At 41.2% G+C, this 16,694-nt stretch carries 13 protein-coding genes; 9 read left to right on the top strand and 4 right to left on the bottom strand.

The features are described from left to right. Nucleotides 1-3: 3 nt before the first annotated feature. Entirely contained in the window at nucleotides 4-1,194 is a 1,191-nt protein-coding gene (locus tag DW083_RS00970) for an AAA family ATPase (protein ID WP_122331124.1), read from the bottom strand. Nucleotides 1,195-1,305: 111 nt separating this feature from the next. Between DW083_RS00970 and DW083_RS00965 the strand changes: the two genes are divergently transcribed. From DW083_RS00965 to DW083_RS00945, 5 genes are all read left to right on the top strand, one after another. Beyond that, nucleotides 1,306-2,427, top strand: coding sequence for a DUF362 domain-containing protein (locus DW083_RS00965; protein WP_115500032.1), 1,122 nt, complete (start codon nucleotides 1,306-1,308; stop codon nucleotides 2,425-2,427). Nucleotides 2,428-2,476: 49 nt separating this feature from the next. Next, nucleotides 2,477-3,865 carry a tRNA uridine-5-carboxymethylaminomethyl(34) synthesis GTPase MnmE gene (mnmE, locus tag DW083_RS00960; protein WP_199659129.1) on the top strand — a complete coding sequence of 463 codons (1,389 nt, stop codon included), beginning with the start codon at nucleotides 2,477-2,479 and terminating at the stop codon, nucleotides 3,863-3,865. A 126-nt stretch (nucleotides 3,866-3,991) separates the two neighbouring features. Beyond that, nucleotides 3,992-5,170 carry a DUF6361 family protein gene (locus DW083_RS00955; RefSeq protein WP_122331122.1) on the top strand — a complete coding sequence of 393 codons (1,179 nt, stop codon included), beginning with the start codon at nucleotides 3,992-3,994 and terminating at the stop codon, nucleotides 5,168-5,170. Beyond that, entirely contained in the window at nucleotides 5,163-6,947 is a 1,785-nt protein-coding gene (locus DW083_RS00950) for a phospholipase D family protein (RefSeq protein WP_122331121.1), read from the top strand. Before DW083_RS00955 ends, DW083_RS00950 begins: the two co-directional genes overlap by 8 nt. Then, a complete protein-coding gene (locus DW083_RS00945; protein ID WP_122331120.1) occupies nucleotides 6,944-9,901 on the top strand; it encodes a DEAD/DEAH box helicase in 2,958 nt (985 codons plus the stop codon). The genes DW083_RS00950 and DW083_RS00945 overlap by 4 nt, the downstream gene beginning before the upstream one ends. Before the next feature lie 192 nt (nucleotides 9,902-10,093). Here the strand turns inward: DW083_RS00945 and DW083_RS00940 are convergent, their stop codons facing one another. The 3 genes from DW083_RS00940 to DW083_RS00930 form a co-directional block, all read right to left on the bottom strand. Next, nucleotides 10,094-10,510, bottom strand: a complete 417-nt coding sequence (locus DW083_RS00940; protein WP_122331119.1) for a hypothetical protein — start codon at nucleotides 10,508-10,510, stop codon at nucleotides 10,094-10,096. A gap of 880 nt (nucleotides 10,511-11,390) precedes the next feature. Next, nucleotides 11,391-11,639: a hypothetical protein gene (locus tag DW083_RS00935; RefSeq protein ID WP_122331118.1), complete on the bottom strand. Its 249-nt coding sequence runs from the start codon at nucleotides 11,637-11,639 to the stop codon at nucleotides 11,391-11,393. A gap of 92 nt (nucleotides 11,640-11,731) precedes the next feature. Next, nucleotides 11,732-12,313 (bottom strand): metallophosphoesterase, encoded by a 582-nt coding sequence (locus DW083_RS00930; RefSeq protein ID WP_122331117.1) that lies wholly within the window; start codon nucleotides 12,311-12,313, stop codon nucleotides 11,732-11,734. 916 nt (nucleotides 12,314-13,229) lie between these two features. Between DW083_RS00930 and DW083_RS00920 the strand changes: the two genes are divergently transcribed. The 4 genes from DW083_RS00920 to DW083_RS00905 are packed head-to-tail and all read left to right on the top strand — an operon-like array spanning nucleotide 13,230 to nucleotide 16,692. Beyond that, nucleotides 13,230-13,409, top strand: a complete 180-nt coding sequence (locus tag DW083_RS00920) for a helix-turn-helix transcriptional regulator (RefSeq protein ID WP_122331115.1) — start codon at nucleotides 13,230-13,232, stop codon at nucleotides 13,407-13,409. Between the two features lie 27 nt (nucleotides 13,410-13,436). Further along, nucleotides 13,437-14,936: an N-6 DNA methylase gene (locus DW083_RS00915; protein WP_370038520.1), complete on the top strand. Its 1,500-nt coding sequence runs from the start codon at nucleotides 13,437-13,439 to the stop codon at nucleotides 14,934-14,936. Nucleotides 14,937-14,984: 48 nt separating this feature from the next. After that, on the top strand, nucleotides 14,985-15,977 hold the full coding sequence (xerA, locus tag DW083_RS00910; protein WP_122331113.1) for a site-specific tyrosine recombinase/integron integrase: 993 nt from the start codon (nucleotides 14,985-14,987) through the stop codon (nucleotides 15,975-15,977). Nucleotide 15,978: 1 nt separating this feature from the next. After that, a complete protein-coding gene (locus DW083_RS00905) occupies nucleotides 15,979-16,692 on the top strand; it encodes a restriction endonuclease subunit S (protein ID WP_122331112.1) in 714 nt (237 codons plus the stop codon). The last annotated feature ends 2 nt before the right edge of the window (nucleotides 16,693-16,694 follow it).

The raw sequence follows: 16,694 nt of genomic DNA, 5'->3' as shown, positions 1-16,694 counted from the left end.
TTATTAATAGCAAAGACCGAGCGCCCAGATAGGGATCTTGTTTCCTACGCTCTTCGGCTGTCCGTGAATGGCGGCAAAGGCATTCTCCACTTCTTTGATCCGCTCATAATCCATCAACGGATCACCGATCATAAATGTATATTTGTCATTCACCCGGTAATCGCCATTCTGCAAAAGCTCGACCGTTCCGCAGTTCGACATCTGATCGACAAAGAAAGTTTCACCGAGATAAACGCGTTCCATTTCCCGGAAAAGGCTTGCCATCAGATTGGTATTTGCCGTGAACGACCGGTAGGCACGGGACAGGCCGCCTTCTTCTTTCGTAGCCTGCAAAAGCCGGAGGACGCCTATCTCTTCCGCATAATCCAGCAATTTATGCACACGCGTATTATCTAATTCATATTTCGACGACAAGGCTTGCATGCGGGGCACTTCGGGCGCTTCCTTACCAAGCTGCACCAGCAGTTGTTTCATCTTACGGAACATTCCGAAATTCATCGGGTGGACAGAAACCAAGTCTATATCGACCGAGTCACGGACCATATCTTGTAAACGGAAAATAAAAGCATCCGGATCTTCCCAATAGAAAGGATAGCAACCATGTTCCAGATAATTCCGGAAGATCGGAACGACATTGATCTCGTCCATCACCTGCTGTGTCACTTCCGCATGGTTAAGCAGCAGTTCATCCAAAGGGACCGGCTTAAGGTCAAGCGCTCCCTCGTAGGACAAATATTCACGGAACGACATTGTGTGCAACTTGTACCAATCTCCTTTCCCGGCAAAAGGCAGTTCCGCCTTATCACCCTCAAGCAATAAAGGTGCGGCAAATACGATCTGCATCTCAGGGTAAGTTTCATATAAATGCACTATCGCCTGCTCCCAGTCACCATAGCGGTGGACACTATCCAGAAAAAGATGCCTGCCGCCATCCTCGTAAAACGTCTTTACGATCTCGGGCAACATCTGCTGTTCCTGAAACCATATATTGTCGAGTGGCAAATACAATGCTTCATCCGAATCCCCATAAGCGGATTTGATATGCTGAAGCAACAAGGTTGTTTTTCCGACACCTTTTGCACCGAAAATACCGATCAACCTCTTGTCCCACTTGATCTGCCGGGATAAATAACGTTGGAAACCCAAATTGACACCCTTGAGCAATTGCTCATGGTTTAGCCGATACATGTCCATACTATAACTGATTTGAGACAAAAATACTATATTAAAGCCAATCTACAAAACCAACAACTCACAGGAAGAATAGTTTTTTTCGTACCTTTGCATTTCTAAACCAATAAACAAATGGAAACATCTAAAGTTTATTTCACCAATCTCCGCACTACTCCGTCCAGTAACCTGCTGGACAAGATGGAACGTCTTGTAAAACGTGCCGGGATAGCAAGCATTGATTTCCAAAATCAATTTACAGCGATTAAGATCCATTTCGGCGAACCGGGAAACCTGGCATATATTCGTCCGAACTATGCTGCCCGGATGGCAACGTTACTTCGCAGCCTCGGAGCAAAGCCTTTCCTTACTGATTGCAACACCTTGTATTCAGGCCGTCGTGCCAATGCCGTGGATCATCTGGAGAGCGCTATGGAAAACGGTTTCAATCCTATTTCCGCCAAATGCGATGTGATTATCGCGGATGGCCTGAAAGGAACGGAATACCGGGAAATTGAGATTAACGGTGAGTATTGCAAAGCTCCTAAAATCGGTTCTGCCATTGCAGATGCGGATATCGTCATCACGATGAACCACTTCAAAGGGCACGAACAGACCGGATTCGGAGGTGCTTTAAAGAACATCGGTATGGGATGCGCCAGTGTCGGCGGAAAGCTGGAGCTTCATTCGGCTTCACAGCCCAGAATCGACATCGAAAGTTGCAAAGGTTGCAATATCTGTGTCAAGCATTGCCGCCACGATGCCATTCATCTGAATGCATCGCATAAAGCGGAGATCGACTACACGAAATGCGTCGGTTGCGGTCAGTGTGTCGCTCTTTGTCAATACGACGGGGCCGTCATGGGTGAAGGGGATACTTCCGAACGTCTGAATTATAAGATTGCCGAATATTCCAAAGCGGTATTATTAGGTAAAAAGCATTTCCATGTCAGCTTCATCATGAACGTATCGCCGGAATGTGACTGTTGGAATCATAATGACGCGGCTATTATCCCGGATTTGGGTATCGCAGCCTCTTTTGATCCGGTTGCTCTTGACAAAGCATGTGCCGATATGGTGATCAAAGCTCCGATCCTGGAAACGGGCAACCGTCTTTCAGACGCTCCACACCATGATCATCTGGAAGATTGCGACAAGTTCCACATCATGCACCCGGAAACCAACTGGCAAGCAGGTCTGGAACATGCCGAAAAGATCGGCCTGGGAACACAACAGTATGAATTAATAACCGTATAAAACCGTAGGGGCGGTTCGCGAACGCCCTTTATTATTTATTTTTCACATGATCAATCAAGATACCATCTGCGCCGTATCAACCGCCCCTGGGGCCGGGGGAATTGCTGTGATCCGTGTCTCCGGCCCGGAAGCAATCACGATCTGTAACACGATATTCGTACCGCGTACAGCAGGAAAAGGCCTGTTGTCACAGAAAGCCTATACGTTGCGCTATGGTAGTATCCGGCGTGGAGGAGAACTGATAGACGATGTACTGATAGCCCTTTTCCGTGCCCCCCACTCTTTTACCGGAGAAGATACGATTGAAATCACGTGTCACGGCTCCGTTTATATCCAGCAGCAAATCATGCAGCTTCTGATCGAAAACGGTTGCCGCTCCGCCCTGCCCGGCGAATATACGCAGCGTGCTTTCATGAACGGCAAAATGGACTTGAGCCAGGCGGAAGCTGTTGCCGACCTGATCGCATCGACCTCAGCCGGTCAACATCGCCTGGCACTGAACCAGATGCGCGGAGGTTTCAGCAATGAATTAAAAAATCTGCGTGAACAGCTTTTACATATAACTTCCCTGATGGAACTGGAACTGGATTTCAGCGACCACGAAGAGCTGGAGTTTGCCGACCGCAGCGAACTGAGTGCTTTAGCAGCTCATATCGAAACAGTCATATCGCGCCTGGCTAATTCCTTCAGTGTGGGAAACGCAATCAAGAATGGTATTCCGGTTGCGATTATCGGTGAAACGAATGCGGGGAAATCCACCTTACTAAACGTTTTACTGAATGAGGAAAAAGCTATTGTAAGTGATATTCACGGTACGACACGTGACGTAATCGAAGACACGATCAACATCCAGGGCATCACATTCCGTTTCATCGATACCGCCGGCATCCGTGAGACGCATGACGCTATCGAGAGTATCGGCATCGAACGTACATTCCAGAAACTCGACCAGGCAAATATCGTCCTTTGGATGATAGATGCGGTCGATGCACCCCAACAAATCGCCCAATTGTCCGAAAAGATTCTACCTCGTTGCGAAGGCAAGCAATTGATCCTCGTTTTCAACAAGGCCGACCTGCTTGCCAATACAACTGGCCTCATCCCTGCCGACCTACCCGAAAATGTCCAGTCCATCTTTATCTCCGCCAAGAAAAAAGAGAATATCAACGAGCTGCAGGATTTATTAATTCAAGCCGCCCATATCCCTTCTCTATCCCAAAACGATATCATCGTCACCAACATCCGCCATTACGAAGCCCTAACCCACGCCCTCGACTCCATCCACCGCGTCCAGGAAGGCCTCTCCGCCAACCTCTCCGGCGACTTCATCTCCCAAGACCTCCGTGAATGCATTTTCCATCTTTCAGATATCGTCGGCGAGGTTACGACGGACCAGGTGCTGGGGAATATTTTTGAGAGGTTTTGCATCGGGAAGTGACGCACAACAATCACGTGATGTTTTGAAGAATCAAATATTCATCAAAATAGGACTTCGTATGCTCCGCATTTCCACGACAGATACAGTGAATAAGGAAACGATTAAAAATTCATTATTAGAAATTTTATGAAATTAGGATATATACACAGTAACCGAGAGGAACAAACCCGAGCCATGCAGGTACTGAAAATGACTTCGGAATCTGTTGCTCTCGATGAACTCGGCATTGGCCGCATCCGTGATGCCTTCGCAGACCGTATGTTCCCCGGAATATCCACCCTGCAAAAGCACATGAAATATTTTTCGCTCATGCCGCAACTCTATCGCAAGGCTACTGAAAAACGATATAACCGTTTGTCGGAGGTGAAAGCGGAAATTATCCGGCTGGAACGCATCATGACAAAGAATCTCTACGAAGGCAGTGCGGACAAACGAGGCATTACCGGAAGTGAGATGATTGGTAAAAATGGGAACAATTATGTAAAATATGATCCGGCATACATCTACAATTCAGGATTGCAGACCTTCGGAATCTTACGTAGTCCACAATTATATGAATTAATCTACTCCACCTCAAAGGCCTTGCACAATGCCCCTAAGGTGACCAAGACGGATGACGAAGATACGAATGACGATGCGGATGACAAGTCAGGCTTGTTCCAGTTCTGCTCTTTCCCTAATGTGGATTATGATTTTACCCAGAAATGTACATTAGACCTGACTGTAGAGGACAAAAACTTCATTGTGGATCACATACTGAATGCAGAAGCATGTCAAGGTACCTTATTACGTTACATCGTGGATAATCCTGACTTTGCGATAGCCAATAGGTTTGAACAGATTCCATTCCGCCACTTGCCGCAGGAGATTGGAGAATTACAAGACCTGGCCCGACGTTTCGCTAATTTTATATATATGGTGCACATCCGCTATAACTATATCTATTCGCAATACCAAGATGAAGAAATGCGAACTGAATTTCAGGAGAAGCTCGAAGAATACCGGAATAGTGATACAGACATAGACAAAGTGCTGAATGCCGTAAGCATACGGGAGAATAGTGGAAAATGGTTCTGCAAAGAAGTTGCGGAATGCATTACAGCCAATGACATTGAAAAAGATGGAGGTCTGGACCAGTTGATTATCAACCGAGAACGAAGAATGAAAGGGAATCGTCGAAAAATTGGGAATCCTGCATATATTTACGACAGGAAGAACCGCATACACTACTATAAACTCACTTACCGATGGGAAACGGTAAAGACCTTTGCCGAGGAATTAAGAAAGGAGGCGGTCAATGGCTGATACGTTATGGAATGATATAGTCTATACGGATGTGTTGCAAAGCGATGGCTTTGTGATTGATTATGCAGTATGCACCACCTACAGTCTGGACATGCCCTCCTTATTGTCGGTACCATTTATGCTGGGAACGATGACCGACTTGACGGAGACGGCTATGCGCTCTCCTCACCTGATATTGGAGACTATCAATCAATCGGCAGGTAAGTTTGCGGTTTTCTGTAATGCCGGATGTATTGCAGTACCGCAGGCCAACTCTAAAGTGTATTCACTTCTGGAACAGAGTGTTGTACAGGTAGCACTGCAAGCAAAAGGGGGCGGTTTCGTCAATTTTCACCCCAAAGTATGGATAATCAAAGAAACAAATCCGGACACAGGTACTCAGCAAATCAAACTGATTGTCCTTTCCCGCAACCTTACCGGCTCCAACGACTTGGACGTAGTATGTGAACTTGTCGGTAAAATCGGATCAAAACCAGCCACACGAAAAGCCCAAATCCAACATGCACCGCTTGTGGACTTTCTTACATGGTTAATCGCAAAAGCTGATAACCGTACTATCCGTAAAAATATGCGTTTGCTCTGTAATGACATCAACTACATTGAACGATTTGATCTTACAGAGTCTCCCTTTGAAGATTACGAGTTTTTCCCTATGGGGATACCGGAATATGACGGATATGCAGAATGCTTTGAACAAAGTATGCTGAATCATGTGGCAGAAATGCTGGTCATCTCCCCGTTCGTGGACAAGAATATCTTGAATCAGATGGTCGATTGCAGTCCTGGAGCTAAGAAAACACTCATCACAAGACATGCTTCAGTTACACAAGATATAATCAGATTGTTCAAAAATGAGGTTTATGTCCCTAAGGAAGTACTGACCGATAAGGTAGAAAAAGATGTAGCTGTCGATTTACACGAGAAAGTTTATTTCGTACGCCGGTACGAGGGCAATCTTAGCTATAATCATCTGTATCTCGGCTCTACCAATGCCACCATGAATGGATTCGGGCGGAATGTGGAGTTTTTACTGCACTTAAAGTTTGCCCCCTATAAATCCTCGTATGAAAAGTTCCGGAATGAACTGATTAATGACAGTAAAGAATGTATGTTCGAGCAAGTCATTTCGGTACTTGAAGAAGGTGGTGGAAAAGAGGATGTCAGCAACGAATTGATGCTGCGTCGTGCGATTGCAGCCATTCAAAAGGCACAAGTTACATCAAATGACAGTAGCTATACCGTCACAATACAATACCTGCCAAACAAGATGCCTTCGGAACCTGTTTTTCTTTATCCTTTAGGATGTGACAGAAAAGAACAAGAATTGACTGACGACCTTACATTTAAAGATATGCCACTGGATTCATTGACAGAATTCTACACGATAAGAATTGGAGATTTACGCCGTCTGATAAAAATACAGACAGAAGGAATGCCAACAGATGAAAGGGACAAAGCAATATTCCGTTCCTTTATCAATACGAAAGGAAAATTCATCAACTATTTGGCATTCATGCTGACAGATGATGTGGAACAGTATATTCTGGAAAGTCAGCAATTGGAAAAAGAACTGGCCTATGAGAAAACCTCAGCTCTGGAACAGCAAATAAGCACCTCGCTATATGAGGATATGGTGAAAATGGCCTATAAATACCCTGAACGCATCGCTTCCATCCGGCAAATCGTAGAGAAAGCGGACGAGACAGTTATCCCAGACCATTTCATGGAAATGTACAACACATTTGAGAATGTTATTAAACGAATCAAACGCTTATGAGGCAGGAAGTAAAAGATTTTCAACGTGCTACTGCAGACCGTATTCTGCATATCTATAAAAACTTAGGCCACCGTCGGGTATTGCTTGCCGACGAAGTGGGCCTGGGCAAGACGTTAGTGGCCAAACAAGTCATCAATCTGGTTCGTGAATGGCACAAACAGGAGAAGGATGACTTCTTTAAGGTTGTTTATATTTGTTCGAATGCCAACATAGCCGACCAGAACATTGAGAAATTAGGGGTTGAAAATCGGATGAGTATCAGCGAGAGCCGTCTGTCAATGCAGCATCTCTATATTAAATTGGCTGAGAAACGGATTGCAGAACAGCATGAGAAGGGAGAAATGCCTGAATCAATCATTCCGCTGACACCTTCCACTTCCTTTCGTTTTTACAGTGCACAAGGAACGGCCAATGAACGTGCCTTGATGTATGATATTTTGCGCAGACTGACTCAATTCAAAGATTATAAGGAAGTTATCAGTGATTTTCTTAGCTATAATGTAAAAAACTGGCAGGAACTTATCCACATTTATAACGACAAAATCGGACTATGCGGAGAAGATTATCTTTGTGAAATGTATGGCAAGTTACAGACGGGTTTGTCGGATACTATCATCAATCAACTGATTGAATATGCACAGAATGGTTGCGACAATCGTCAGCGGGCAGACATGATTAACAAGCTGCGCCGTATCTTTGCAGAAATCAGTATAGACATGCTTGATCCGGACCTGGTCATCATGGATGAGTTTCAACGCTTCAATTCACTGCTTGAACAAGGCGATGACGAGCAATCCATGCTGGCCAACAAATTCTTTGACAACGAACGGTCCAATACAAAGATTCTGTTACTTTCCGCCACCCCCTACAAACCTTATTCCACTCTTGAAGAGTTGAATACAAATGGGAATAACGAGCATTATCAAGACTTCATGCAAGTAATAGACTTCCTATATGCCACAAAAGATAAAACCGACCAGTTCAAGTTGATATGGCATACATATTCTACTGCATTGAAGCGTACAGATGTGGTTGATTTGACACCGCTTGTTACTGCTAAAAACGAAGCGGAAGAAGCTCTGTATGGGGTAATGTGTCGCACGGAACGGTTTAACAGTGGCATTATTGACGATTCCCGTGTATGCGATGTGCAAGTCATGCCGGAAGATATCCTTTCTTTTGCGGAGGGCCAGTATCTGATGGATTGTCTAAGCCACGAAAATACGAGAGTACGTTTGGGTAATCTTCCCATGGAATACGTCAAATCTTCGCCTTATTTGTTGTCCTTTATGGATAAGTATGAACTGAAGAAGCGAATTGTTTTGGCATTACAACATTCAGATGTAAAAAAATATGGCAAAATGGACGCACTACTTCTATCAAGATATGCCATCAACAATTATCGTTCAATCCCTACTGCCAATGGAAAATTAAAGTATCTCCACGACCTCGTATTTGGTGCACGCCATGAAAAGAAGACGCAGCTGTTACTTTGGGTTCCTGCCTCCAATCCTTACTATAAGGCCGAAGATATATTCGAGAGTTACGAAGCCCGTAACTTCTCCAAGGTTATTTTATTCTCTTCATGGGAAATGGTACCGAGAATGATTTCCATCATGATGTCATATTATTCGGAGTTATATACTTTTGGAGAGTTAAAGAAAACAGAACCGGAGATGCGTTATACTTCTCAAAAGAAGAACCGTTACGGCGAGAACCGTTTAAGAGTCGACGGACTATTGGAGTATCCTTGCCGAACTTTAGCCAATCTTTTTTCTCCTGCCGCATTTTATGGAGAGAGACTTTCTTCAATCCGGAAAATCATAAAACAGAGGATCCAAGAAAAATTTGCACAGAATACGCTCATATGTACTATTCCACAACAAGGGCGTAACAACGCCAGACTTATTCTTACTCTCATGAAAATACTGGATGGAGAACCAGTAGAAGATTTGACCGGCCTGTATGTACCCTCAAATGCATTGGATGTGATGACGGATATCACCATCGCTTCACCTGCGGTATGTACTTATCGGCAATCCGGCAGTGATGAAGATGCCAAGATGGTGGCCAAAGCAATCGTCTCAGTATTCAACAAGCCTGAAAGTGCAGCTGTGATAGACCTGATGTACAATAAAAAGAATGATGATGATTATTACGAATCGGTCCTTGATTACTGTGTGATAGGCAACCTGCAGGCTGTACTCGATGAGTATGCACACATGACACAAACAAAGATGTTGGGACATGCAGTCACGAATGCTATTATCGGCACAAGCAATCTCAGCATAGACACAACCGATTCGTTGGGCAAGGAAGAGAAAAAGCAACTTATGCGTTGCCACTTTGCTATTCCATTCATTGATAAAACGGTCACAGACAAATCTGTCACACGTACCACCAATATCCGTAAGGCATTCAACTCCCCTTTCCGCCCGTTCCTGCTTTCCACTACTTCTGTCGGTCAGGAAGGTCTTGATTTTCATTGGTATGCCAGAAAGATTGTTCACTGGAACCTTCCTTCCAATCCTGTTGATTTGGAGCAACGGGAAGGTCGTATCAATCGCTTCAAATGTCTGGCAATCCGTAGAAATGTGGTAAAATTGTATGGCAGTGAAACCTATCATACTTGGGATGAACTGTTCTCTACGGCCTATTCAAATTTGAAAGGTACACATTCGGATATTGTTCCTTATTGGTGTCTTCCTGTCGCAGAGCTAACGGAAGAACAGCAAGCTAAATTGGAATACATTGAACGTATTGTTCCGCTTTACCCGCTCAGCCGTGACCGATATAAATACGAGCGTCTTATCAAGGTGCTTGCTTTGTATCGCATGACGTTGGGGCAACCACGCCAAGAGGAGCTGTTGAACCTTTTGAAAAATATGCGTCTTTCGGATGAACAGCTCAGAGAGTTGACAATCGATTTGTGTCCATATAATAAAAGAGAATGATTATAGAACAGGTCCTTTCGAAAGACTCCAAATTTTAGAGCTTCACATTTATATCAGATAAAGTACATCCAAAAGTTGAACAACAAACTTTTGGGTGTACTCCATGTAATAGAAATACTCAATTATGCTATTTAATGAACTATAAATAAAATAATTATAACCGCATTTCGAGAGAAAGGCGTCCCTATATAATTATAGACTCTTATGGATTTGCTCTTCCAATATTTGACTCAAATCATAACAATTGATATTTGTCGGATGAATTGGGCATTCTTGAACCCCATTACCAAGATCAAAACAACTATCATATAATTGAATGTTTGTAACACTGGATTTTTCGCCTGATATAAAATCATGACACGCATATACTTCTTTCTTAAACCAATGTGGAAAGACTGATTTCATGTGCAGTATATAGTTATCCCACCTTAAAGTTTTCTTCGGAGGTGAAATAACTCTTGGAGGTTGCTCATAATGCAACGAAGTATATTTTTCAAGTGAAATTTTTGTACCTTCTGAAAACAAAGTTTTTACAATATCATGCGGATCATTAGCTAGGTCATCATGCTGATCAATATGACAAAAGTTATATTCTTTATGCCGATCCAAAGTATTATACTAACACCAGCCTGCAGCAAGATGATTGTCCATTATGTAAGCACAACCTTCTTGATAAAGAATATTTAATACACTTGAAGTGTGACTCCGATTTTTTAAAATTCTTATTCTGTATATGCCAAATATGTTCCATAGATTTATATATAAATATCTTTTATTAAAAGTCAAGCATCTTTTCATAACTTATTCTTTCTTGGATACCTTTTCTCATTTCTTAAGACTCAAATCCTGCAATACTTTTTCCATTGCATCTTCCTTTATAACTGTCTTTTCACTGGTATGCTTATTAGCATGAAAAGCTATATATGTTTGCCTCGGTTTTTTTCTTAGAGAAATCAATCCCGATAAATAATTTATTCATACCTTTATATTGTTTTAGGATTAACCGATAGCAGGGATGGGCTACTACTCTAAATGATATTTAAAGATCTATAATCTATTTAGTCTTTGTCTGCTGGACTAACAGAAGTCTGTTACAATAACTAGTCTCGAGGGACTATTAATTCTTTTAGTGTACTTCCGTTAGTCGGTTAATCTTTTTTCTTCATACAACAAAGATATAAATTAACCTCAGTTTCTTTTATTACGCAAACTTAGAGTAATTCTTAGATTTTCTACTATTTTATACTTGTTATTTATCCAAATTTCGCTATATTCGTATTGAAGTTTTGACTGCAAAAAAGTGGAATAGCACAAGTACGAGAATATATACGTAATCATTGATTTTCAGACAATTAAAATCACCGTAATTTCTTCTCCTATTTCCAAAATGACTACTCGTACCTATTAAATCAGAAAGTGCTGAATATCATAATTGTGAATATATTGTATCGGCAAATAAGAGTGAAGAACGGAAAAAACGCCAACTTACTTATTTACGCATCACTCTGACATACCATTCACAATCAGGATGATAGCCATAATAAGTTTTACCATCACCGCCTAAGTCCCATGGAGAGGTCAATTCAATGGAACGTGTTGGCAACAGTTCATATTTCGCCTGACTAATCAATACTTTTGTACGCCTTCTGAATCGTTTTGAAGCAACCCTTTTTCCTCTCTTTTGCGACTTACAACAACAGCATACTCCTGCAGGAACTTTTTTTCTTGATCTGCTCATATTAATGTAATGTTATGAAGCACAATAGGCCTTGCACTAATTATGCTTCGGTTAGACATTACATCTTCTTACTGTTTAATTCATCATTCTATCTATATATTTCTCGCTTTATCTATCTGTTTTAGAATAATCTTCCTCACCTGCTCATACGAAACAGGCGTATAGTTATTATTATCTACCCCAACATCGTATTGTGTGGGTAAAAGCATATCGAGACGCGACGTATCAAGTCCCGTGCTATTGGGACTGGTATGCACATGACCGAAAAGTTGCCACACATCTCGATAGGCACCGCCATAACTGAGGAAAGGGTAATGATTCAAATAGATGCTACGCTTGCCAACTTCAATACGCATCTGCATCACTACATCTTCAAATTTATTCATATAGCCTTGCCGAATGTTCTTCCGGTCATGATTGCCTATTATCAGATAGATTTTACCATTCAAACGATTAAGTATATTGTTCCATTCAGCGGAACCTCCTAAACAAAAATCACCCAAATGGAAAACTGTATCATCGGGTTCTACCACCCTATTCCAATTAGCAATCAGTGCTTCATTCATCTGATCCACATCCTTAAACGGACGATGGCAGAAACGAATGATATTCGCATGGCTAAAATGAGTATCTGACGTAAAGAACGTATGCTCGGCATCAAATTTATAATCCATAACTTTCTCCTTTCCGCGTATCACTACGCATCTAAATCAATTTAATTTAACGAATAGGGAATGAGGAGAAGGTAACAGGTGGTAAATCTGTGTTTTTCATTCCGATTTTGCTTTCTCAGCATCGAAAAAGTGTGCAAAAATATGATAAAGCATTAAATCTTACAAATTTTTCAGCAACTATTTTCCGAGACAGATTCCATGGGCATGGGATTTCAGATGGATGGGCATGGGATTTCGGATAGATGGGCATGGAATTATCTTCCATTCTTAATTTCCAAATGGTACTTATTGTATAAAACGCATTTCTCAGGCTCGAAAGACATCCAAAACCAAACAAATGTTAATCCACTTTTTTGACCTCAAAAAGGGACTTTTTCGCCTTTTCCGAACGTTTTCCGCAATTACGACCGTCCTCTTTGCCATTACGACCGTGCTAATGTGTAGTGCACTCGGCACCTCGCGAAGATTAAGACGGTCGTAATGGCGATTTGGACGGTCGTAATTGGAAAGAGGACCGTCTTTAGGGCAAAAAAGCACCTAAATTTCCTTCAAATATTCGGGACGCCGTCTGTTTTATTTTGCTACAGGCGATTCTCCAGGAGTTAAGCTTTATCACTTTGCTGGCGTTTCCGTCTCACAGCAATCAAATTGTACGTTTTCCGGAACGATCTCGGCATCCCATTCCATCTATTGTCAGCCAAAATGATCAAAACCGTGAAAAAAGTCAATCCAAAATGGACCAAGATTTCAGACGAAATAGAAAAATACACGGGAAGGGAGGTTGTTGTATTTTTAACATATTTAAAGTCCACTAATCAAGCTGTATATATCAACATCTCCATCTTTCCATTATTATATAGCAGAATATTTCATATCTTTAGAGCCAAACAAAAGAAAACATCAATATCTAATTGATATGAACCGAATAAAAGAAGTCCTTGAAGAGAAAGGGATCAAGCAAACGTGGCTTGCAGAAAAGATTGGCAAAAGTTTCAGCCAGACCAATGCCTATGTTTGCAATCGTCGCCAACCAAGTCTTAAACAGTTGTTTGAGATAGCGAAGATATTGAATGTGGATGTAAAGAATTTGATTTAAAATGAGAAATAATAAAAATTAATGTATATGGCTAATTCTACAGAAATAGGATTTGAAAAAGAGATTTGGAAAGCAGCGGATTTGTTAAGAGGCAATATGGACGCTTCTGAGTATAAATCAGTTGTATTAGGTTTAATATTTCTAAAATATATATCAGACAGATTTGAGTCCAAATATCAATCATTAATTGATGAAGGTGACGGTTTTGAAGAGGACAAAGACGAATATACATCAGAGAATATTTTCTTTGTTCCTAAGGAAGCGAGATGGGAAACTATCGCCAAAGCAGCTCACACCCCTGAAATTGGCACCATAATAGATGAAGCCATGCGCCTCATTGAGAAAGAAAACACCCGATTGAAGGGGATTCTACCTAAAAACTTTGCTCGTCCGGAATTAGATAAACGAAGATTAGGAGATGTTGTTGATCTGTTCACCAATATTTCCATGAAGGAACATGGGGATAGCAAAGACATTCTTGGCCGTGCTTATGAGTATTGTCTTTCTAAATTTGCAGAAGCTGAAGGTAAGTTAGCAGGAGAATTTTATACCCCTGCTTGCATTGTCCGTACACTTGTGGAAGTTTTGCAACCATATAAAGGTCGAGTTTATGACCCAGCTTGTGGCTCTGGTGGTATGTTCGTCCAATCTGCAAAATTCATCGAACGACATCAAGGTAATATTAACAATATATCTGTGTTTGGACAAGATAGCAATCCCACAACATGGAAAATGGCACAAATGAATCTTGCTATTCGTGGTATAGAAGCTGATTTAGGCAAATTCAATGCCGACACATTCTTTGATGACCAGCATCCTACCCTAAAGGCAGACTTTGTCTTAGCTAACCCCCCTTTTAATATGAGTGATTGGGGTGCTGATAAATTGCAAGATGATACACGTTGGAAATATGGTATTCCTCCGTCAGGTAATGCCAACTTTGCATGGCTTCAGCACATGATTCACCACCTTTCTCCTAATGGGCAAATTGGTATGGTACTCGCAAATGGTTCCTTATCATCACAAACCGGAGGTGAAGGTACTATTAGGGAAAATATTATAAAAGCCGACCTTGTGGAAGGTATTATAGCAATGCCCTCACAGTTATTTTATACAACAGGAATACCGGTATCACTATGGTTCTTAAACCGTGCAAAAAAGCAAACAGGAAAGATATTGTTTGTTGATGCTCGTAATATGGGCACTATGGTGTCTCGTAAACTACGGGAACTAACCGAAGATGATATTCTAAAAATAGCAGATACTTTTAACAAATTTAATAACGGTACATTAGAAAATGAAAAAGGATTTTGTGCCACAATTAGCATAGATGAAGTATCTAAACAAGATTATATCCTTACTCCTGGTAGATATGTCGGCATAGCTGATGCGGAAGACGATGGTGAACCATTTGAAGAAAAAATGGAGCGACTCACGACCGAACTATCAGGCTTGTTTGCCCAATCTCATGAATTGGAAGAAGAAATACGCAAACAATTGGGAAGTATCGGATTTACAATTAAATAAATTGTCTTTCGTATTCTTTGCTTAGTACACTACTAACAAATAAGAAATATGAAAGAAAAATTAATTCAAGAGATTAGCAATGCAATGACAGATGTTTTAGATATAGAACAACAAGCTCAACTTAATGGGGTATTGCTTCAAATAATAAGCAAATATACTATTACGGAAGACGGAGAGAAGGCGCATGAAGATATTGCGACCAATGACCGTTTATTAGAGGTTTTTCTGTCTGCCAAACAAGTGGAAGGATGCACAACTCCTACCATTAAGTATTATAGCTCTACTATCAAACAGCTTTTCAAGAAAATGCCTAAAAAGGTTGTGAGTTATACAACTGAGGACATTCGTGCTTATCTTGCTGTATTTCAGCGCAAGAATAAATCCAGTAAGGTGACAATCGACAACATTCGCCGTATATTTTCATCATTCTTTGCATGGCTCGAAGAAGAAGACTATATTCTGAAAAGCCCTATCCGAAGGATACATAAGGTAAAAACAGGGGTACAAATCAAAGCTGTTTTAACAGATGAAAATATAGAGCACTTACGTGACAATTGCAAAGAACCACGCGACCTCGCCATCATTGACTTATTGGCATCTACAGGAATGCGTGTTGGCGAATTAGTCAAACTTAATCGTGAGGATGTCAATTTCAACGAGCGAGAGTGTATCGTATTTGGCAAAGGGAATAAAGAAAGAATTGTTTATTTCAATGCACGCGCTAAAATACATCTAGAACAATATCTCGCAACTCGAAAAGACCGGAACAAAGCTTTGTTCGTCTCTTTAGCAAAGCCACACAACCGACTTGAAATATCAGGTGTGGAAACAAGGTTACGCAAAATTGGAAAACAATGTAAGATTGTACGTGTGCATCCTCATAAATTCCGACGGACATTGGCTACAATGGCAATAGACAAGGGGATGCCTGTGGAGCAAGTGCAACGATTACTTGGTCATGTAAAGATTGACACCACAATGCACTATGCTATGGTGAATCAAAACAATGTGAAACTATCTCATCGTAAATTTATAAATTAGCATGATAAATAAGAATAGTATATATTATACTCATCATCATTTCGCACCACAAAATAAGCACAGAAATGATAATTTAGAGCAGCAGGCACAGGCCTGGCTCAATGAACTACTTAACAAATATGCAGATAGTACAACTGTATTAATTCATGAAATTGCAGAAATTAACCCTAAGCGAAATTTAAGTAAAGGCACATCTGCAAAGTGCATTGAAATGGCAAATCTTCCAACTATGGGGAGCTTTCCTAATGGGTGGATAGAAAAAGAATACAATGGTGGTATGAAGTTTCGTAATGGAGATACTTTGATAGCCCGAATTACTCCTTGCCTTGAAAATGGGAAGACTGCTTTCATCAATTTCCTTGATAAGGATGAAATCGCATATGGCTCCACCGAATATATAGTGATCTCAACTAAAAGCAATTATTCTTCATCATTCTTCTATTTTTTGGCTCGTAACCATGATTTTGTAGACTATGCTGTTAAAAATATGAACGGAAGTAGTGGACGTCAAAGGGTTTCAGGAGATACAATCGGCAAATACAGAATTCCGGTCATTCCCCGTGAAAAACTTGAATCATTCATGAGCCATGCTGAAATTACATTAAAAACAATTAAAGACAATTCGCTTCAAAATATGCGATTATCAATGATTCGCGATGCATTATTGCCAAAACTCATGTCTGGTGAGTTAAAAGTTAATGATTTAAACAGCTAACA

This window comes from Parabacteroides sp. AF48-14, from assembly GCF_003477465.1.
Classification (GTDB): domain Bacteria; phylum Bacteroidota; class Bacteroidia; order Bacteroidales; family Tannerellaceae; genus Parabacteroides; species Parabacteroides acidifaciens.
Note: the sequence above shows the minus strand (reverse complement) of the source record. Positions and strands in the feature narration are given on the sequence as shown.

Coding starts and splice junctions, on each gene's coding strand:
- DW083_RS00955 (WP_122331122.1), top strand. CDS start 3,992: ATGAAATTAGGATATATACACAGTAACCGAGAGGAACAAACCCGAGCC.
- DW083_RS00945 (WP_122331120.1), top strand. CDS start 6,944: ATGAGGCAGGAAGTAAAAGATTTTCAACGTGCTACTGCAGACCGTATT.
- DW083_RS00935 (WP_122331118.1), bottom strand. CDS start 11,639: ATGAGCAGATCAAGAAAAAAAGTTCCTGCAGGAGTATGCTGTTGTTGT.
- xerA (WP_122331113.1), top strand. CDS start 14,985: ATGAAAGAAAAATTAATTCAAGAGATTAGCAATGCAATGACAGATGTT.
- DW083_RS00965 (WP_115500032.1), top strand. CDS start 1,306: ATGGAAACATCTAAAGTTTATTTCACCAATCTCCGCACTACTCCGTCC.
- DW083_RS00930 (WP_122331117.1), bottom strand. CDS start 12,313: ATGGATTATAAATTTGATGCCGAGCATACGTTCTTTACGTCAGATACT.
- DW083_RS00905 (WP_122331112.1), top strand. CDS start 15,979: ATGATAAATAAGAATAGTATATATTATACTCATCATCATTTCGCACCA.
- DW083_RS00970 (WP_122331124.1), bottom strand. CDS start 1,194: ATGGACATGTATCGGCTAAACCATGAGCAATTGCTCAAGGGTGTCAAT.
- DW083_RS00915 (WP_370038520.1), top strand. CDS start 13,437: ATGGCTAATTCTACAGAAATAGGATTTGAAAAAGAGATTTGGAAAGCA.
- DW083_RS00920 (WP_122331115.1), top strand. CDS start 13,230: ATGAACCGAATAAAAGAAGTCCTTGAAGAGAAAGGGATCAAGCAAACG.
- DW083_RS00950 (WP_122331121.1), top strand. CDS start 5,163: ATGGCTGATACGTTATGGAATGATATAGTCTATACGGATGTGTTGCAA.